General features: G+C 36.7%; 17 protein-coding genes. 10 read left to right on the top strand and 7 right to left on the bottom strand.

Features of this window, described 5'->3' with window-relative positions:
• The first annotated feature begins 1 nt into the window (after nt 1).
• On the top strand, nt 2-1,048 hold the full coding sequence (gene arsB / locus WFN33_RS19540) for an ACR3 family arsenite efflux transporter (protein ID WP_336954702.1): 1,047 nt from the start codon (nt 2-4) through the stop codon (nt 1,046-1,048).
• A gap of 475 nt (nt 1,049-1,523) precedes the next feature.
• On the opposite strand, the gene WFN33_RS19535 is transcribed toward arsB, so the two are convergent.
• Nucleotides 1,524-1,928 (bottom strand): Cd(II)/Pb(II)-responsive transcriptional regulator, encoded by a 405-nt coding sequence (locus WFN33_RS19535; RefSeq protein WP_336954701.1) that lies wholly within the window; start codon nt 1,926-1,928, stop codon nt 1,524-1,526.
• Between the two features lie 169 nt (nt 1,929-2,097).
• On the opposite strand from WFN33_RS19535, the gene WFN33_RS19530 reads away from it, so the two are divergent.
• Entirely contained in the window at nt 2,098-2,733 is a 636-nt protein-coding gene (locus WFN33_RS19530; protein ID WP_336954700.1) for a cation transporter, read from the top strand.
• Nucleotides 2,734-2,805: 72 nt separating this feature from the next.
• On the opposite strand, the gene WFN33_RS19525 is transcribed toward WFN33_RS19530, so the two are convergent.
• Complete coding sequence (locus tag WFN33_RS19525) at nt 2,806-3,654, bottom strand: hypothetical protein (RefSeq protein WP_336954699.1); 849 nt, start codon at nt 3,652-3,654, stop codon at nt 2,806-2,808.
• Between the two features lie 261 nt (nt 3,655-3,915).
• Between WFN33_RS19525 and WFN33_RS19520 the strand changes: the two genes are divergently transcribed.
• On the top strand, nt 3,916-4,497 hold the full coding sequence (locus tag WFN33_RS19520) for a TetR/AcrR family transcriptional regulator (protein WP_004721722.1): 582 nt from the start codon (nt 3,916-3,918) through the stop codon (nt 4,495-4,497).
• Between the two features lie 617 nt (nt 4,498-5,114).
• On the opposite strand, the gene WFN33_RS19515 is transcribed toward WFN33_RS19520, so the two are convergent.
• Together WFN33_RS19515 and WFN33_RS19510 are read right to left on the bottom strand one after the other, a co-directional pair.
• Entirely contained in the window at nt 5,115-5,843 is a 729-nt protein-coding gene (locus WFN33_RS19515) for a hypothetical protein (protein ID WP_336954698.1), read from the bottom strand.
• A gap of 357 nt (nt 5,844-6,200) precedes the next feature.
• Complete coding sequence (locus WFN33_RS19510) at nt 6,201-6,902, bottom strand: hypothetical protein (protein WP_336954697.1); 702 nt, start codon at nt 6,900-6,902, stop codon at nt 6,201-6,203.
• 307 nt (nt 6,903-7,209) lie between these two features.
• Between WFN33_RS19510 and WFN33_RS19505 the strand changes: the two genes are divergently transcribed.
• From WFN33_RS19505 to WFN33_RS19495, 3 genes are all read left to right on the top strand, one after another.
• Complete coding sequence (locus WFN33_RS19505; protein ID WP_336954696.1) at nt 7,210-7,854, top strand: RluA family pseudouridine synthase; 645 nt, start codon at nt 7,210-7,212, stop codon at nt 7,852-7,854.
• 139 nt (nt 7,855-7,993) lie between these two features.
• On the top strand, nt 7,994-10,831 hold the full coding sequence (gene rapA / locus WFN33_RS19500) for an RNA polymerase-associated protein RapA (protein WP_336954695.1): 2,838 nt from the start codon (nt 7,994-7,996) through the stop codon (nt 10,829-10,831).
• A gap of 475 nt (nt 10,832-11,306) precedes the next feature.
• Entirely contained in the window at nt 11,307-13,001 is a 1,695-nt protein-coding gene (locus WFN33_RS19495) for an AMP-binding protein (RefSeq protein WP_336954694.1), read from the top strand.
• A gap of 145 nt (nt 13,002-13,146) precedes the next feature.
• Here the strand turns inward: WFN33_RS19495 and WFN33_RS19490 are convergent, their stop codons facing one another.
• The 3 genes from WFN33_RS19490 to fabR all read right to left on the bottom strand — a co-directional run bounded on the left by WFN33_RS19490 (nt 13,147) and on the right by fabR (nt 15,992).
• Nucleotides 13,147-14,163: an AI-2E family transporter gene (locus WFN33_RS19490; protein WP_096733677.1), complete on the bottom strand. Its 1,017-nt coding sequence runs from the start codon at nt 14,161-14,163 to the stop codon at nt 13,147-13,149.
• 258 nt (nt 14,164-14,421) lie between these two features.
• Entirely contained in the window at nt 14,422-15,252 is an 831-nt protein-coding gene (gene dapB, locus WFN33_RS19485) for a 4-hydroxy-tetrahydrodipicolinate reductase (RefSeq protein ID WP_336954693.1), read from the bottom strand.
• A 44-nt stretch (nt 15,253-15,296) separates the two neighbouring features.
• Nucleotides 15,297-15,992 (bottom strand): HTH-type transcriptional repressor FabR, encoded by a 696-nt coding sequence (gene fabR, locus WFN33_RS19480; RefSeq protein WP_004721706.1) that lies wholly within the window; start codon nt 15,990-15,992, stop codon nt 15,297-15,299.
• 142 nt (nt 15,993-16,134) lie between these two features.
• Here fabR and WFN33_RS19475 point away from each other — a divergent pair, with 142 nt between their 5' ends.
• The 4 genes from WFN33_RS19475 to WFN33_RS19460 all read left to right on the top strand — a co-directional run bounded on the left by WFN33_RS19475 (nt 16,135) and on the right by WFN33_RS19460 (nt 19,817).
• On the top strand, nt 16,135-17,202 hold the full coding sequence (locus WFN33_RS19475; RefSeq protein WP_336954691.1) for a ferredoxin reductase: 1,068 nt from the start codon (nt 16,135-16,137) through the stop codon (nt 17,200-17,202).
• 12 nt (nt 17,203-17,214) lie between these two features.
• Complete coding sequence (locus WFN33_RS19470) at nt 17,215-18,309, top strand: fatty acid desaturase family protein (RefSeq protein WP_336954690.1); 1,095 nt, start codon at nt 17,215-17,217, stop codon at nt 18,307-18,309.
• A 386-nt stretch (nt 18,310-18,695) separates the two neighbouring features.
• Nucleotides 18,696-19,331 carry an SMI1/KNR4 family protein gene (locus WFN33_RS19465; RefSeq protein ID WP_336954689.1) on the top strand — a complete coding sequence of 212 codons (636 nt, stop codon included), beginning with the start codon at nt 18,696-18,698 and terminating at the stop codon, nt 19,329-19,331.
• A 165-nt stretch (nt 19,332-19,496) separates the two neighbouring features.
• Nucleotides 19,497-19,817, top strand: a complete 321-nt coding sequence (locus WFN33_RS19460) for a MazG-like protein (RefSeq protein ID WP_336954688.1) — start codon at nt 19,497-19,499, stop codon at nt 19,815-19,817.
• Nucleotides 19,818-20,135: the final 318 nt, after the last annotated feature.

Raw genomic sequence — 20,135 nt, 5'->3', positions numbered from 1 at the left:
AATGAATTCAAATCAGCCAACTTCGCGGCTTTCTTTCTTAGATCGCAATTTAACTTTATGGATCTTTATTGCGATGGGATTGGGGATCTGCATCAGCGTATATTTCCCTCAGGCAGCTGTAGCTTTAAATCATTTAAGTCTTGATTCAGTCAATATACCCATTGCGATAGGTTTAATTTTGATGATGTATCCGCCACTTGCCAAAGTGGATTATGCGACCTTAGCTGAAGTCTTCAAAGACAAACGAACGCTGACTTTGTCTTTGCTACAAAATTGGTTAATCGCGCCGTGCCTGATGTTTGCTTTAGCCATCATGTTTTTACATGCTTATCCTGAATATATGACGGGTTTAATTCTTATTGGTTTAGCGCGTTGTATTGCGATGGTCTTGGTATGGAATAACTTAGCAGGTGGTGACAATCAATATGTCGCAGCTTTAGTCGCTTTTAATAGTATTTTCCAAATTGTCTTTTTTAGTACTTATGCTTGGTTGTTTTTAACAGTTCTACCACCGTATTTTGGCGTAGCAGGAAAAGTTATTGATGTTAGCTTTTGGACGATTACACATGCGGTTTTAATCTATTTAGGTATCCCATTTTTTTTGGGTTTTCTAAGTCGGATCATTCTAGTCAAGCGCAAAGGATTAGAATGGTATCAACAAACGTTTATCGCTAATGTCAGTCCGCTGAGTTTATTGGCATTGTTATTTACCATTGTGGCGATGTTTAGTTTAAAAGGGGCGGATGTAGTTAGCTTACCATTAGAAGTCGTGCGAATTGCCATTCCATTATCCCTGTATTTTGTGGTGATGTTTTTCCTGAGCTTTTTTATGAGCAAGTGGATGGGCAATGATTATCCTAAAACCACAGCGATTTCTTTTACTGCAGCAGGAAATAACTTTGAATTGGCGCTTGCTGTCGCGATTGCAACATTTGGATTGGCTTCACCTGTCGCATTTACCACGATTATTGGTCCTTTGGTTGAAGTTCCCATATTGATTGCCTTGGTCAGTGTATCGCTATGGCTGCGTAAAACTGTTTTTAGATAAATGTATTGGCGCAATCAGTAACAGAAATAGTCGAAAGACTTATTTAACACAATGTAAAGTCAAACTGTCAAAAAATTAGGTACAAGAATATTATTTTTATTAATAAATATTTTTAGTTAAATCAATTGTATGGGGGGTTAGGTTTTAAAGCTTGCAATGCCGCACCATTTATTCAAAATTTAAATAACTTTGCGAAGACAATGTCTCCCTTTTCTTAGGGGATGACAAACCTTGCGCTGCAAACAAAGCCTTGCTTTGTGTTTGCTCATGCTGAGCGAGAGGGACATCCTATATCCCCCCACTCAACGTCGATATCCATGTCGTCATGTGATAGCTGCACCTTGTATGATTTAAAAGGAAAAATGAGTTAATAACTAATGGTTTTTAAAAGTTCATTTAAAAATATACGCTTTATTGATGATCCATGATTTGATTTAAATCACTTATATGAATAATTGGTTGATTTAATTATAAATTATTCCGATGCTTCAAGTTTTTTGACAATCTGACAATGATCAATGGTGGTGTTCGAAGAGCAGGATTGACGTAATTCATGCAGTTGCGATTTAAAATGCTCTAATTCATGTATTCGAGTTTCTACATGTTGAATATGTTCTTCAATCAATTGGTCAATGATTTTACAGCCTTGTTCAGGGTGTTGAAGATGTTCTAAAAGTTGAGTAATTTCATGTAAGCTCATATCTAAAGAGCGGCAACGTTTAATAAAAATAAGCCGCTTTAATGTTTCATCATCATAATATTTATAATTATTATCTGCACGGTAACTCGATCTGATCAGATTTTTTTTTTCATAAAAACGTACAGTATCATTCGATAGCTGAGTTTTTTTAGCGAGATCACTAATTAAGTATTGCTGCATAGTTTATTTTCCTGAATCAACTTGACCTTGGACTAACTCCATAGTTTTAAATAGCAGTATAGCTGATTTTTTCATCATTATTGAAGCATGTACTGATTTTCTTTAACGTGCCAATTTGAGTGAGAAATTAGCAAATAAGCCCATTTATATTGAATCAAGGAGAAGTGTCATGGCGTGTACATGCAGTCATGAACCTGCACCACAGAAACCAAATAGCAAGTTTAGAACAGCTTTGTGGATTGCATTGTTTATAAATCTTGCCATGTTCTTTATTGAACTGATTGGTGGGGCATATGCACATTCTTCTGCACTTTGGGCAGATTCTCTGGATTTTTTTGGTGACTCGGTCAATTATGCTGTCTCTTTAGTGGTGTTAAGCGCAAGTTTATACTGGCGAGCAACTGTTGCATTGCTTAAAGGGGCAATCATGGCAATTTTTGGTTTTGTCGTGATCGGCAAAACAATTTATGCCTATACGAAAGGGATTGCGCCAGAAGCGATTACTATGGGGGCAATTGGTGTACTGGCTTTAATCGCCAATGTGATTTCAGCACTTGTGCTTTACACTTTTAGAGATGGAGATTCTAATATGCAGTCTGTTTGGCTGTGTAGCCGTAATGATGCGATTGGAAATGTCGCAGTAATCTTTGCAGCAATTGGAGTGTTTGGTACAGGAAGCATGTTGCCAGATATTATTGTAGCTGTGATTATGGCGACTTTAGGCCTAACAGGCGGTTATCAGGTGATTAAGAAAGCATTACAAGAGCGTAAACAAAATATGCCAACTCAACAAGTCCTACAATGACGCTTATCTAAATCACAATAAGGTATTTTTGATCTCAGCAATGGGATCAAAAAACCATCATGAAGCAAGTACTTAAATTTCAGCTATACGAATTGCCATTTTGCTCCAGAAATTATCCCAGAGTTGCAAATACTCAGACTGAACTTGCTTCAAATATTGTTGATTATTTTCATCATAACATTGTATGAGTAGGGTCCAAATGTCATCTTGATGGTTGTCATCATTGGCAAGGGTCGCGTCATTCTGATCAGCCAGCCCATGACAAGCATAATAACCTTCAATAAATTTACTGTTGTAAATGGACATGTTGTTGCGGAGTGCTTCACTAAACTTTATGACTTGCAATTCTGTACAAGCCAAAATGAGCAATAATTCTGTATAAGAATTGATATGTTGGTGAATAAATTGAGCCAATGCGAAAGCTTCTATTTCAGTCTGTTGCTGATCTAATGGATCTAATTCCAACTGCTGCATCAATTTTAAAAAATAAACCAGATGTGATTTGGATGCAGCGCTTTTTTCGAGTTGGTGTGTATTGAAACCCAGTTCATCAATTAAGTTAAGCGACAGTAAGTAGCGTGCATATATTTTTGCCGCAATCCTATTTTCTGGATGAATATTATTGTTTTTCTCAAGACTGACGGCTTGATAAATCACCATGCTTAGTGCATCTGTAAAATTTTTAACAATGGCGGTAAAATAATTAATATGAATAAATTTAATCTGTTCAAGCGTCAGTTGACTTTGATTCAACTGTACTAGTATTGGATGCTTGAATAGGACATGACAGTGTGTTTGTCGCTTTAAGTTTGCGATAGCTTGAGTATTTTGCTGCCATAATTCAGGTTGTAAGGAATTTTGAATGAAATGCAGCAACTCGAAACGAGTATGTTCAGATTGCGTGAAAGATAATATGCTCATATGCTGCATTAAAATTTTAATTTTGCCGTTTTTATAATAGTAAAAAACAATTTGTTTTGCTAGTATTTATACAGGTTTAATATTTTATATTTCATATACTTGCCTTTGTAGTCTTGATGTTTTTTTATAAAAACTCAGTATTCATATGAATTTAAGATATAATTCTTAGCATACACTTGAAGTAATTCGTATTTATGTGCTGTTCTTATAAGCTAATGCTTTAATTTTAATCTTAAATTTTTGTACATCAGGTAAAAACAAATGTCAAAAAAAGAGGACATCATTAATACAGCGTTGAATCTCTTTAATACATATAGTTATAATTCTATCGGTATAGACCGAATTATTAGTGAGTCTGGCGTTGCAAAAATGACTTTTTATAAATATTTTCCATCTAAAGCCAAATTGATTGAAGAATGTTTGGTCACGAGAAATCTCAATTTGCAAGAATCATTAGATGCTGCAATCGCTAAATGTGATCCACAAGATTATTTATCTCATATTAAAGCCATCTTCACATGGTACAACGCATGGTTTCATAGCGAAGATTTTAATGGTTGTATGTTCCAAAAAGCCGTAGAAGAAATTTCAAAAGTTTATCCGTCATCACTCCAACCTGCAACTGACTATAAAGAGTGGTTAAAAGGGCATTTGAGTAATGCGTTGCGTCATTTAGGTGTTAAACAAGATATTCAACTTGCTTCTTTCTTGTCGAGTCTTCTTGACGGAATGACGATTCAGGCGCAAATAGATCCTCAGCAAGTGTGTTTGGATGATTATTGGAGACGGGTAGAAACCCTGATTCAGATGGAATTGGCTTTAGCTCAACCGAGTTCAGTTTAACCTTTAAGTTTGTTGAAATCTTAGGTTGCAAGCGTAAGCAATATTGATTTGCGCTTGCTGATCTGTTTAATTTACTACTTAAACTTGAAAATAAAAAAGCGCGACCACTTGAAGTGAATCGCGCTTTGCTGATAAGTTTTTTATATACCTGATCATTTATTGTTATAACGATAAATCATCAGGTAAAGAGATGCTTCAAGCATCTTCTTATATTTATTCTTATACCCTCTGAATGCACATGTCATTCGTTTTTCTCAGCAAATTATACAGACTTGTCTGTTTAGTTGGATTATAAAGATTTTGTTGTTTTTTACAACAGAATCTTTGTGAATTTGTTTGTTTTTTTATCAATCGACTTAAAGGTTAAAAAAAATATCTAATTTTTGGTACTTTGCGTTTAATTTTATCGGCAATGATCTAGTTTAAAAATCAGTTATGGACCTTGTTGGTTAGGCTAGCAGACTCCTATTTATCTTTAAATGGCAGTGAGTTGTTATACACGAAGCGTGTGGTCAAGAATTTGAAAATTGAAATGAATAATTGTAAATAAATATTAGAGATAAAAATAAAAGACCTTGAAAAATGCCTATACTGTTGGGAATATCAATATTTAAGCATTAGTGATTCATTCTTCGGGGTAAAATTCTAGGATCATTGCTATTGAGGATTTGTTCAATTTTGCCATTAGGGCGCTGAAGAATCGTTTGATCATGCGTATAGACTTTGCCATTGCGAGCAACCGCATTTTGATCATTGGGCGGGGTAAATAACCAAGTTTCATTTTGTGTTAAAGGATGAACCAATAAATTGAATTCAGTATTTGCTGGATATTGAATATCGCCTAAGGTTAATTTTTCTGTCAGTGTGCCATTTTCAATTCCGATGAGTTGTTTATTTTGATCCAAGTAGACATTTGCCCATTGTAGGGAAACAGCTTTGTATTGGGTGAGAGGATTGTGAATCCGCCAGTAATCTGTAGAAACAAAGTTGTCTGGATATTTTTGATATTTAGAACGTTCAATATCTGCCTGTGCCACAAGTATAATATTTTCTAGCTGCGTATCTTGAGCAAGATTACAGTGCTCTAAACCAATGATGTTGCCAGCATCATCTAAATAGACTTGAATATAGCTCATCAGCTGACAATTCCAACCTTCGATCGTATCCTTACCTGTACCCATTAATGTGGTTGAACGATCATCAAAAAGTTCCAAATCAATACCACGAGGAATTTTCATGCTGTTAATTTGCAGCTTTCCAAATAATACGGGTTGGGGAAATTTGGCTTGTCTCAATGAGGTCAATTGATCGGGTGCAAATAATTCAAGTTCAGTCCCTTGTGGCATTTGAATGCCTAAAATTTTCTCAGGCGAACTTAATGTTTTATGTATGGAATGATGCTCTTTTTCAATCTCATTTTTTGTAAATAGAACAAGGAAATAAAGTATCAAGCTCAAAAAAACGCAGAGTACACTACAGACAAATAGAGACTGAATAAAAATATTGCCATGCCTAAGGGTATTTCTGAATTTTGAGCTAAATATTGATCCAATCGCAAATAGGCTAAAAATAATGGTCCCAAAGCCAGCGACAAAGAAAATCCAAAGATAGTTAAAAGAAAGTGGAATCATGCTATTGAGAATCGTATTTTTATATTTGCTAAGATTCAGGATATTGTATGCAATATCCTGAATTATTTTCAATCAATCAAAAATCTTATGAAGCGCTTGGAACGGTAACGTCACTACATCAAAAGCGACAGCAAAAGGGAATAACACCAGTTTATCTGCAGTTTTACTGCCAGCCTTTGAGTAATCTTTTACCTCTTGGGTGCTATAGATACTGACTTGATAGGGTTTACTCAGTGCTTTTAGTGATGAAATATTAGAAGCAGAAGGGTAAACCAGACCAGATAAGGTAATGTTAAAACAGAAACGTTGCGCTTTTAGACGTTGATCACTTGAGGTGGTGCATTCTTCTGCACCATTTTCAATAAAGAATGCACGATCTTGTTTAGTGACATCTTCAGAAAGTTTGACATATTTGAGTGGTAGGGTTCCTGAAAAATGCCCATCATTTTTTTCTGAATTGAAGGTCAGCGCTTTATCAATTTGAATAAATTTTGGATCAAGTCCTGTGATCACTTTGACAAATCGAGCACCACCCCTGGTGATGACATAACTATTTTTTTGCCCTGCAATGACAATGCTGTCAGAAGGTAGGGCCGAAATTGCTTGTGATGGTTTGCCAAATGCTAAAACCGTATCATTGACCAATACGGTTTGAACATTACGGGTACGAACACCATTGTCTTTCTTTAAAAGGGTTGAAGTTGCACAGCCGGTCATGGCAAATGCGGAAATAATACAAATGGACAATGTAGATTTATAATTTAATTTATTCATATTTTGCTCATTTAATCTTAAGGTATTGTTTATACCATTAAAAAAATAGGGTGTTAAGTTTTTAACTTACCAAAAAATAGACAATAATTTATTTTTTCAATGAATTAATCCACTTTCCCCACAATTGATTGGCAAAATGTATCTAAAGTTTTTGATTGTCTTGTAAATTGCCAATGAATTTAAAGCAATTGTACGATTTATTATTCTTTCTTTAGAATAATCGAATAAATCAGATAATTTTGATTGTAATTTCATTCCAAGATTCTTAGAATTGCCTGCTTGTTTGCGTGATCATTGGAACTGAACTTTGAGTAATTTTCTAACCGAACACCTGATCCATCGTGATGATGATTTTATGGTGATCCATAAGCCAGCAGGTATACTCACAGTTCCAGGAAAAACAGCAGATTTACAAGATTGTGTTATCAACAGATTATTAAAAATCGAGCCTAAGACTTTACTCATTCATCGTTTAGATCGTGATACCTCTGGCATTTTGGTATTTGGCTTGAGTAAATGGGGACAAAAAAGTATTTCTAGACAGTTTCAAGAACGTCAAACCTCTAAAACCTACCAAGCTGTTGTTGCTGGAACTTTACAGGGTGAAGGTACAGTAGATGTGCCTGTGATTTATGATCCAGAACACCCTCCATTACATATTGCAGCTCCAGAGCATAACAAGCCTGCATTAACGCATTGGAAAGCCATTCAACATTTTCAAATTCTAGGACAGGCGGTGACTCGTGTTGAGTTAACACCAGTTACTGGGCGGTCACATCAGTTACGTGTGCATATGCAATATTTAGGTCATCCAATTATTGGTGATACTTTATATGCCACTGTAGAGCAACAGCAACTTATGCCAAGACTTTGTTTACATGCACAACAATTGAGTTTTCATCATCCTAAAACAGAGGAGCTTGTACAATTTGATTGTCCAGTTCCGTTTTAGTTTAGATTTTTAAGTTGAAATTAAGTGGCTCAAAATTTAATGAGCTTTATGTCAAAAAGTATTGCGTAATGGGTATAAACTTTGTTCAAATATTCTCCTGATTTGAGCAACCATGTTTTAGCCCTAACATGAGATAAAGGTGGAAAAATTGCAACAATTTGCTATAGGTCAACGTTGGTTATCGGACACAGAAACTGAGTTAGGTTTAGGTGTACTGATTGATGTCGATGAACGTTCAATCAGTATTCTTTTTCCAAAAAGTGACGAAACTCGTGTCTATGCACGTAATAATGCACCATTATCTCGTATTGTTTTTAATATCAATGATGAAGTTCAAGACCAAGAAGGCATCAAGTGGATTGTTGAGTCTTTAGATGATCGCAGTGGAGTAATTCGTTACAATGTTATTCGTACATTGGACAGTGGCGAACAAGAGAAAAAAGCGCTAAACGAAACGCGTATTGGCGCACAAATCCAATTATCAAAGCCTTTAGAGCGTTTATTGGCAAGTCAAATTGACTATAAAGAATGGTATGACTTACGTATTGAAGCGATGCAAATGCAAGCCAATATGCAAACGTCACCATTACGTGGTTTGGTCGGTGCGCGTGTAGGATTGATTCCACACCAGTTGTATATTGCACATGAAGTGGGTAAACGATTTGCACCTCGTGTATTACTTGCTGATGAAGTTGGCTTAGGTAAAACAATCGAAGCGGGACTCATCATCCATCAACAACTTAAAACGGGTCGTTCTGAGCGAATTCTGATTCTTGTACCAGATTCATTACAATATCAATGGATGATTGAAATGCGTCGCCGTTTCAATTTGAATTTCTCATTGTTTGATCTTACTCGTACAGCTTCAATCAAAGAGCATGATCCTGAACTCAATCCATTCCTGACTGAACAATGTATCATTGCTTCAGTAGATTTGATGATTGACCATGATGATTTGCGTGAGCAAGCCATTGAAGCTGGTTTTGATCTGCTGGTGGTCGATGAAGCGCATCATTTGATGTGGAGTGAAGAGGAAGGCGGTAATGACCGTTATGACCTTGTTGAAGAGCTTGCTGAAAAAACTGAAGGTGTGCTACTTTTAACTGCAACACCTGAACAGTTAGGTGTAGAAAGCCATTTTGCCCGTTTACGTTTACTTGATCCACAACGTTTTAGTTCGCTTGATCGTTTCCTTGATGAAGAAGAGCAATATCATCACACTGCTAAAATTGCTGAAGTGTTGATGTCAGATTTGCCACTTGAAGCGGAACATTTGGCAGCAGTTGAAAAATTATTAGGTCATCCGATTGAAGATCAGCCTGAACATCGTTTCCGTGCAATTCATGAGCTTTTAGACCGTCATGGTACAGGTCGTATTTTGTTCCGTAATACCCGTGAAGCAATTCAAGGTTTCCCTGGACGTGATTGCCAACCAGCACCATTACCAGCACCAGAAAATTGGTCTAAAGATGGAAAATTACGCGAACAAATGTGGCCAGAAGAGCTGCAACTTGATGGCGCATGGATGGAAACAGACCCACGTGTTATGTGGTTGATGGAACGATTACGTTCTGATTTAAAACATAAAAAAGTATTGCTGATTGCACGTAGTGGTCCAGTTGTTGAAGCACTTGAAAATGCTTTACGCATCCACGCGGGTATCCGCACCGCAATGTTCCATGAAGGCATGAGCTTATTGGAACGTGACCAAGCAGCGGCTTATTTTGCTGAAGATTCTTATGGTGCACAGATTTTACTGTGTTCTGAAATTGGTTCAGAAGGGCGTAATTTCCAGTTTGCTTCTGACCTTGTGTTGTTTGATTTGCCTGCAAATCCAGATGTACTTGAACAGCGTATTGGTCGTTTAGACCGTATTGGTCAGGAAAATCGTATTCAGATTCATGTGCCTTATCTTGTAGGTACAGCGCAAGAGCGTATGTTCCGTTGGTATAATGAAGCGCTAAATATTTTCAGTAATATTTCGCCTACAGCACAAACCTTACAAGAAAACTTTATTGTCGATTTAAAAGATTGCTTATTGGATGATAAAGGGCAAGTTTTTGAAGAGCTTCTTGAAGCGGTCAATGTACAGCGTCAAGCACTTGAAGTTGAATTGCAAGATGGTCGTGACCGTTTATTGGAATACAACTCATGTCGTCCGATCGTGGCACAAGAAATTGTTACAGCGCTTGAAGACTATGATGACAATACTTTGTTGCCAATGTTTATGAAGCGGTTTATGGCATCAACCAACATTGACTTTGATGAGCAAAGTAATGGTACGGTGATTATTAAACCAACCGATCAAATGCAAGTGCAAGGCTTGGATATTGACGAAGAGGGTATGACTGCAACCTTCTATCGTGATCAGGCACAGATCCGTGAAGACGCGCAATATTTAACACTTGAACATCCGTTTACTGAAAGTGTGATGGAAATTATCCGTACCCAATCTTTTGGTAGTACCAATGTTGCGATTCTAAAAACCAATGCACTTAAACAAGGCACGATTTTGTTGGAAGTTTGGTTTAAAGTGGATGTGGTTGCGCCTAAAGCATTAAATTTACCTTCTAGCTTACCAACACAATTGATTCGAGTGTTATTGACTGAAACGGGCCAAGATATTACTGCCAAGCTTAATCCAGAAATTATTAAGCCGTATTTACATCATTTAGATAGCAATAGCTGTCGTCAAGTGGTGAAAGCACGTCGTGAAGTGATTGAAGAACGCTATGCACAAGCTTTAGATATTGCTAAAGGTGTTTTACCGCAGTTAAAAGAGCAAGCTAAAGAAATTTACGGTAGCAAATGGCAATATGAAATTGATCGTTTAAGCTACTTAAAGCAATTTAATCCAAGTATTCGTGCAGATGAAATTGAACGTTTACAGAAATTCCAGAAAGAAGGTTTAAGTCTATTGGAAGGTATTTCTGTGACGCCAGAAGCGATTCAGGTATTGGTTGTGGTTAAACCTTAATTTAGTGTAATTTTATCTAGATTCTAAAAGCTCCTTTGGGAGCTTTTTTGATGTATATGTTATGCATATTTAAATAATCAATTATTGGGTTATTTTTATTTTTTGATTTTAAATGTAAAAGTTATAACCATTTATAAAAACTAATTCCTATTATTGCACCATTTATATGGTCATATCTTGTATGAAGGGCTATAGACCATGCATCAATGTCACCACGCGATAGAAACGCCATGTATCATTGGATGAGATCTACTTTACAACAATAATCAATGAAGGATTTACAGGGAGTTTGTTGTATACATCGCAACCGTTTTTATGCTATTAAAATAGTGTACTTTGATCTCGATTTGTTCCTTAGAGATAAAGTTTACTCACCCATGTAATTTGATCATTTAGTATTGTGTATCTAAATAGACAAGTTCGAAAGCAACCGTCTATAGCCAAGATAAAAACTTAAAATAATGGAAGAAATGATATGGAAAACAAGGATTTTGTTGAGTTTCATGATACCCATGTGCACTATCTACTTCATTGGGAAAAGCAATTACCGCAAAAAGATGTGTTTGTACAACCATTGGCCAATGGCAATGTGGTGCATTACACATGGTCGGAAGTTGCACAACAAGTTCGCAGTATGGCGAGTTATTTACAGTCTTTAAACTTGCCTGAAAAGAGTGCGATCGCAATTTATGGTAAAAATAGTGCGCATTGGCTTATGGCAGATTTAGCGATCTGGATGTCAGGTCATATCTCAGTCCCACTCTATCCAACACTCAATGCGGAAGGTTCAGCTTATGTACTCAACCACAGTGAAGCAAAACTCTTATTTATTGGAAAATTGGACGGTAAAGCGGATAGCTGGAATGAGGTAAAAACAATCATTCCACAAGATTTAGCTTGTGTGCGTTTGGCATTATCACCTGAATTCGACGCACCGCAATGGAATGATATTGTGCAATCTGTTGCGCCACTAGAAAACCCAGTATTACCCAATAAAAATGATTTAGCGACCATCGTTTATACGTCTGGCAGTACTGGTGTACCTAAAGGGGTTATGCAAAGTTTTGCGACGCTTTTATCTGGCGCTCGTGAACTCAGATTGACTTATCAAGTGACAACATCTGATCGGGCCTTATCTTATTTACCACTTGCACATGTTGCTGAGCGTATTTTTATTCAATCTTCACTGATGGTTTGCGGTTTTACCGTGTATTTTGCAAATTCAATTGAAACCTTTGTCGAAGATTTGAATCGTGCCAAACCCACACTATTCTTTTCGGTACCACGCTTATGGACCAAGTTCTATTTGGGCGTTAATGAAAAAATACCGCTCCATATACAAAAGATTTTATTCAAAATACCTGTGTTGGGTAAATTGGTTAAAAAGAAATTACTTACCAAGCTCGGGCTAAATCATGTCCGTTATGCATTTACTGCTGCTGCACCATTACCTACAGATATTATTTTATGGTATCGAAATTTAGGTTTAGAGTTACTTGAAGTCTATGGTATGACTGAAAATTGTGGTTATTCGCATGTGACACGTGTGGGGCAGTTTGCCAGTGGTTATGTGGGGCATGCCCAACCTAAAGTGGAGTGTAAAATTGATGAAAATGGTGAAATTCTGGTAAAAAGCCCAGGAACTATGTTGGGCTATTATAAAAATCCTGAAAAAACTGCAGAAGATATGACCGAAGATGGATTTTTACGTACTGGGGATTTGGGCGAGATCGATGCAGAAGGGCGGTTAAAAATTACTGGTCGAATTAAAGATATTTTTAAAACAAGCAAAGGCAAATACATCATGCCAGTTCCGACTGAGCAAAAAATCGGCAATCAGGCATTAATTGAATCTGTATGTATTGGTGGTTCAAGCCAACCACAACCAGTTGCCTTTATTATGTTGGCTGAAGATATTCGTAACAGTCTGAAGCAGAACCCGAAGCGAGATGAAATTGAAAACACCTTAAAAGCATTAAGAGTGAAGATCAATGAAGAACTTGAGCCCCATGCAAAAATCAGCTTCTTTGTCGTAGTCAATGAACCATGGACCATGGAAAATGATTTACTTACCCCAACGATGAAAATTAAACGTAATAAAATTGAAAGTCGTTATGAGCCATTTTTAGATGCTTGGGCACAACAGAAACGAGAAGTGGTCTGGGAATAAAAGTTTTTAACTGCATTCGTATTATTAGGAAAAAAGCCTGAATTGTAACGTTGATCAGTTCAGGCTTTTTAATTCTCTTCTTTTACAAATTAATACTGCACACCTTTAAAAGAAGGGGTTCTTGATGACACAAGTGAATTGCGCTTTAAATCATTTCGGCTTGTTTAAGTTCTAACTTGATATAGGCATAGAAAATGGGTGCAACAATTAAACCCGCTAAGCCAAAGAACGACTCAAAGACTAACATTGCCAATAAGACTTCCCATGATGCTGCATGGATTTTTGTGCCAATAATTTTGGCATTAATAAAGTATTCTAGTTTATGGATAAAAATTAGATAAAGTAATGCGATACCTGCGGTAGATACTGAAATGGTTAAACCTGCCATAACAATAATAGTATTGGAGAGTAAGTTTCCGACAATTGGAATTAATCCAAAAATAAAAGTCAGGATCACTAAGGTATTGGCAAAAGGTAAATGTATATCAAAAACAGGGAGGATCAGGTGAGAGAAAATCAAAAATAAAAATGTATTGATTAAAGAAATTTTAAACTGAGCAAACACCACATTTTTAAAAGATGACGAAAGATTTTCAATACGTGTGATCATGGCACGTTTAAATTCTGGCTGATCCGGCTGTGGGCGCAGTTGGTTTAATGAGACAAGGATCCCCACAATCATACCAATCAACATGGTGGCTAAATTATGTAAAAAGCCTGTTCCGGTACTTTTTAAGGTTGATAAATTATCTTTGATTAAGTCAAAAGTTTGATCTTTTAATTCAGTGAGTGAATAAGGAATAAATCCGGGAATATATTGTGCCACTTCAAGTTGTAGCTTTTGTAAGGTTTTATCGACTTGGTCACTGATGGCATTGATTCCCGCACCTTGCAAATCATGTTGAACAAAGCTGATTAAGCCTGTGATGCTGAGCACAATCAAAGAAATAATAAAGATGGCTAGAATAATACTGATGGTCAAGCGAGCTCTTTGACCATCAATATATCTCTCCGTAATGCTACCTAAACTATTGATAATTTCAAAAACAACAAAACCTGCAAAAAATGACGCTAAAAGATGCAAGGGAATCAGTAAAGACAAAAAGATCAGCATGAGTAAGTAACTTGCAATAATACTTTGACGATCATTTAACAGTTTCATGTGAATAGAGCTCAATTATACAATTGATGTATAGGGGAATATAAAAATACCAAGTTAGATTTATATCACTCTAACTCGCGGCGAGATAGCTATTTTTAAATACAAAGCTTAATTCAATGTGAAAATATTTGGCCTGAATACTGTGTGAAAAGTCTTTAAAAACGTTATAAAGATAAAAGGTCACTATCGTGAGATTGATCAGAAAAATTTCAATGCTGCGTACATTGAGCAGTATATTGAATAGTACATAGAACGCTATCAAAGTGAGTGGTTCAAATGAATCACGTCATGCATGTTATATAAGCCAGCGGGTTGAGAAATACACCACATTGCGGCACGAATTGCACCAGTCGCAAAGTTCATCCGATTGCTTGCAATATGTTTGATTTCGACCTGTTCCCCATGAGCATAAAATATCGTGTTATGTTCACCAACAATGTCACCACCACGTATAGCTTGTAAACCGATCTGTTGGGGTACTCGCTCAGCTACCACAGCATGGCGTTGATAGACCGCTAAATTACTGAGCAATTGCGCTCTGACTTGAGCAATCGCTTCTGCATACATCAATGCAGTGCCTGATGGCGCATCTACTTTTTGTCGATGGTGTGCTTCGATGATTTCAGCTTCAAATCCTGCACCTAATAATTGGGCAGCAACTCGAACCAGATCAACACTGAGATTGACGCCAATGGAATAATTGCCTGAATAAACGATAGCAATATCTTGCGCGGCTTGAGCAATGTGTTGATTTAATTGCTCAGATAAACCAGTGATACCAATAATCATCGGTTTTTTAGCGTGCTGGCAAATTTTTAAATGTTGCGATAATGCCTTTGCTGTAGTGAAATCAATCACCACATCACAATGCTGAATGATGTCTTCCAAACGAACTGAAATAAGCACATTTAATGGTGCTAGATTGAGATACTGACCTAGTTCATGACCAATCGCTGCACTTGCAACTCTTGCTGTAGCAACAGTAATGTTTAGTCCTGCATTGAGACAGGCCTGAACCAGCATTTGTCCCATGCGACCAGTCACACCAAGTATGCCTACACGAATGTTTTGTTGATTGTGATTGATCATAGGGTACTGATACTTGTATTTAATAGGCTATGAAAGAATAGGTATTATTTAATTTGCGCTTCGTCTAAATGACGTGAGCCTTCGAGTAACATACGAATCATCACCATGGTTTGTTCAGCGACTTCTTTACGTTCAGCAATCGGCAAATCAATCACCTTGGCACCCATATTAAATACCAACTGAGTAATAGCTTTGGCGACTAAATCAGGATGGGTTAATTTACTGTGATTGATGCGTTCTATTCGAATCAAATCTTCTTGGAGTTCTTGTTGGAAATAATTAAGTTGTTTGTCTACAGCAAGTTTATATTGTTTTGATCCTGTATAACCTTCACGCAGGAGTAAGCTCAAATTACCTTCATCGGCATCGAGTTGTTCAATAAATACTTCAACTGAACTACGAATAATACTGCTTTGTCTGATTGCCTTAATTCGAGCTTCATGCAAAATTTGACGGAGCACCACACCTGAACGATCAATCAGTTCAATCGCCAACTCATCAATATCTTTAAAGTGACGATAAAAACTATTTGGCGCAATCCCAGCTTCACGGGCAACTTCTCTTAAACTTAAAGAGGAAATACTTTTTTGCGGTCCAATCAGATTTAAGGCAGCTTGGAATAATTCTTCTTTAGTAATAGTCGCTTTGCGTCCAACAGTACGTACAGAAACTTTTTCAAGCTCATGAATTTGATCTTGAAGGGTAGCTGGGTTCTGAGGTAATACGGACGTTGGATTCATAAAGTATCAAATAGTTAAAATATTTTTTTCATTATAGCCTTTGTCATTACATAAATGAAATGTCTAGATACAATACACACGTATATACAAATATATATACATGTGTATAATAATTAAAAATCACTCAGATGGTGAGCTTAGTATGCACGCTATTGAAAAGCAAAAATCTCCCGTAAACACTATATTTGATATGGTATTAGGTAATAATGCGACTAATTTTTGGCTACAGAAAATTAATCCATTATGGTCAGTTCAACAAGCTTTGGGGAAAATTGTTGAAAAAGAACAATCCGCCGCAGATACGATCAGCTTAACCATCAAAATTAACCGCTTGTTTGAAATGGGGTTAGCAGGGCAACATCATCCGATCACTGTCGAAATCAATGGTCGTCGTTATGAACGTACCTATAGTCTGACTCAATTAGATACGCAACATGTATTACTCACGGCAAAAAAAGTAGAAAAAGGCGTTGTGAGTAACTGGTTATTTGAACATGCCCAAGTGGGTGAGGTGATTGAATTTGGCCGACCTTATGGTGATATGTTATTGCCTCAAGTTGTCAGTCCATTGATTCTGGTCGCTGCGGGCAGCGGTATTACACCGATGTATAGTTTGATTCAGGCATTGGCAGCGAACCAGCAGCTTGATCGTCAACCAGTACATTTAATGTATTGGGTTAAAAAAAATGCAGACGTTGCCTTTAAACAACATTTTGAGCAATTAGCCCAACAACATCCCGATTTTAAATTTGATGTATTTTATACCCAAGAAGTACCTGCGGATGCACGTTTAAATAATGAATATTTACATATTATTAAAAATCTTGAACAAAGCACAGTGTATGTATGTGGTCCTTCAGGTTTTGTGGCAACAGCTGAACAATTGTTTGAACAGGCCAAAGTACTTAAAAGCGAAGCATTTAGTCTAAGTCCAGTGATTTCTGATGACACAGGCTTTATCAATGTCACTTTAACCAAATCCAATAAAGTGGTTGTAATCCCTAAAGGTCAAGCCATTTTAGTTGGCTTAGAACAACAAAATATCAAACCAGAACATGGTTGCAGAATGGGGATTTGCAATAAATGCGCGTGTAATAAAGCACAGGGTGCCACAAAAAACTTAGTCAATGGTCAAGAAAATTTTGAACCGAATAATTTACTGAGAATTTGTGTGAATACTGCCAAAACTGATTTAGTTATTGATCTTTAAACGAGTTTTATCATGAATATGCCAGTTAAAATTCAATATTTTAAAAACACCAAAAACCGTGAACTGACCCAAACTGAGCTGGATGCTTTAGCGCGTGAGTTGGATGCAATTAAGCAAGAAGTGTTAGATGATATTGGCGAAAAAGATGCCAAATATATCAAAAAAGTATATGCCGCGATTCGTTATAGCAGTATTTTAGGCCGAGCATGCTTATTTGCGGGTTGGTTTCCACCTGCATGGTTACTTGGTACAGGCTTACTGAGCTTTGCCAAGATCATGGAAAACATGGAACTCGGTCATAATGTTATGCATGGGCAATATGATTGGATGAATGATCCACGCTTTAAAGGTACAACTTACGAATGGGACATTGTTGGAACCTCTGACAACTGGCGCCAGACCCATAATTATAAGCATCATACCTATACCAATATCAAAGGGATGGATGATGATATCGGCTATGGTTTATTGCGTTTATTCCCAGAACAACGCTGGAAACCGGGTTTTTTATTGCAGCCTTTATATGCAATTCCGTTCTGTCTATTGTTCCAATGGGGCGTTGCGATTCAAAATCTTGAAATTGGTAAATTGGTTTATAAACGCAAAACTTGGGCGCAGTTTAAAGAAGAGTGGAAGCCGACCCAGAAGAAAATTGGTAGACAATTTTTTAAAGATTATCTGTTCTTCCCTCTGATTGCTGGCCCCGCAGCTTTACCTGTATTTACAGGTAATTTAGTCGCCAATGGTATCCGTAATATTTGGACATTTAGTATCATTTTCTGTGGCCACTTTACCAAAGATGTCGAAGTGTTCCCTAAAACTGTTTTACAGGATGAAAGTCGTGGACATTGGTATATGCGCCAGATTCGCGGTTCTTCGAATTTAACCGGTTCAGAAGCATTTCATATTTTGACGGGACATTTGAGTCATCAAATCGAGCATCATTTATTCCCTGAAGTACCTGCTCGTCGCTATCGTAAAATGGCGCCCAAAGTTGAAGCGGTATGTAAAAAGTATGGCTTAAACTACAACAATGCAAGTTTGTTTAAGCAGTATGGTCAAGTCCTTGGACGTATTGTGAAATATGCATTTCCATTTAAAAAGTAGTTGATTTACTAAAGCCAAAGCCACTTTTAAGTGGCTTTTTTATTGTTAATGATTGGGTTTTTCAGTAAAGTTTATTTGACTGTTATAAGGGTTTGTTGACAATTCGTCTACGTTTGCGACTGCGAGTGTTTTTTAGGCGATACTAGGCGCGAAGTATGAAATTTAGTCATTATAAATGATGAGAAACAACGTTTCGCAAGGTAACTCGTAACGGCAAAAAACACTCTAGTCCCGAAGGGTTGTGGCTAAAATTATCTCAGCCTGTGTTATGAAACTCGAAAATAGTCTCGCTATTCTCTTCGTTTCATGCCTTGCCTGCTCAATTTTAGCCTACAACGCAAGCCATTTATGAAATGTCAACAGACCCTAAGATAAATGAGAAGAACATGATTCAAAAACAATTAGAAAATATACAAAATTGGTTAGTGCAACATGCGGCAAAGATTGCAAATCAATCACTTAATCCCGCGGCAAGTATTGCTGATATAGAACAATTTGAACAAAGGCTTTCTAAACACTTACCTGATGATTTTAAACAGTTGTACTGTTGGCATAATGGGATGAATGAAGAGGAAAATTTAGGCAGTTTATTTTATGGCATGGAATTTTTATCACTCACTAATATTGAAACTAAACGCGACGATCTTGCAGATCTCGTTGATGAGTTGTTTGTACTTCAACATGCTGACCCACAAATCAATCCAACCAATGCCCACCATCGAGATTGGGTTCAGTTTGCGCACGATGGTGGGCGAACAGGTTTGTATGTGGATTTAGTACCCACCGCCGTAGGTCAAATTGGACAAGTGATCTTTATTGATCATGAATATGATGTTGGGATTTTGGTCGCTAACTCGATTACCAATTTTCTTCAACAATTTTCAGATGATTTAGACAATGACTTATATCAGTTGAATAAAGATGCTTTAGAAGATGAAAATGAGTTTTTAGAAAGTGATGCAGCTATTGATCTGGTCAATTGGCATATGAGTGAACGCTGGGCGCGTCCTGATTTTACTTAGCTTTTTTTAGAAAAATCATTTTATAAAATTATGTTTGAAAGCTTTACTAGTAAAAAGTGTATCAATGGCGATTATTGCTACACACTCAATTTTGAACGCATTACATTTCTAATCGAATCAATTTTACAAAATCAAGTAAGCTCTAATTTTTAAACGAGCAAAATGATGAATCATAAAATAACGGTTGATGAGGTTGTAGCACGTTCAGTAAAAATCAGAGAACGTTATCATGAGCTAGAGCGAATAAATCATCATGCTGAATGGACAGTGCAAGAGGATGCGTTGGCATTTTTATCTGATGCTGGATTGGTTGGGAGATTAGTGATGGCGCAGACGGGGAAGTGGTTCCACAAAGGCGATGCTCAGCAAGAGTTGCAGCATAAGTTAGGTGAATGTGTCTGGTGGTTAGCCATTATTGCCAATGAATTAGATATGGATTTAACTGAAGCCACACAATACTTTTTAGATAAAGCTGAAAAGATTTAAATTTTTGGAAAAATGTTTATTGAACATTTTTTATGACCAAGCATTTGATCATTAATTATATAGTCAACCTGTCAAAAACTCAGACACAAGAATATAATTCTTCTTAATTAATATTTTAAATTAAATCAATTGCATGGAAAAATAAATTGTTTGATTATAAAAAGCTTGCAATGCCACACCTTAAATTCAAAGTTTAAATACCTTTGTGTAGGCGATGCCTCACTTTTCAGAGATGAAAAGATACCGTCTTAACTGTCAAGCAAATTATTTAAGGATTCATGCCTTATAATTTGCCTGATAAGGTTGTTGGTTTTTAAG

This window comes from Acinetobacter sp. AS167 (assembly GCF_037152175.1).
GTDB lineage: Bacteria > Pseudomonadota > Gammaproteobacteria > Pseudomonadales > Moraxellaceae > Acinetobacter.
The sequence above is the reverse complement of the archived record's forward strand: the minus strand, read 5'-3'. Positions and strand labels throughout refer to the sequence as shown.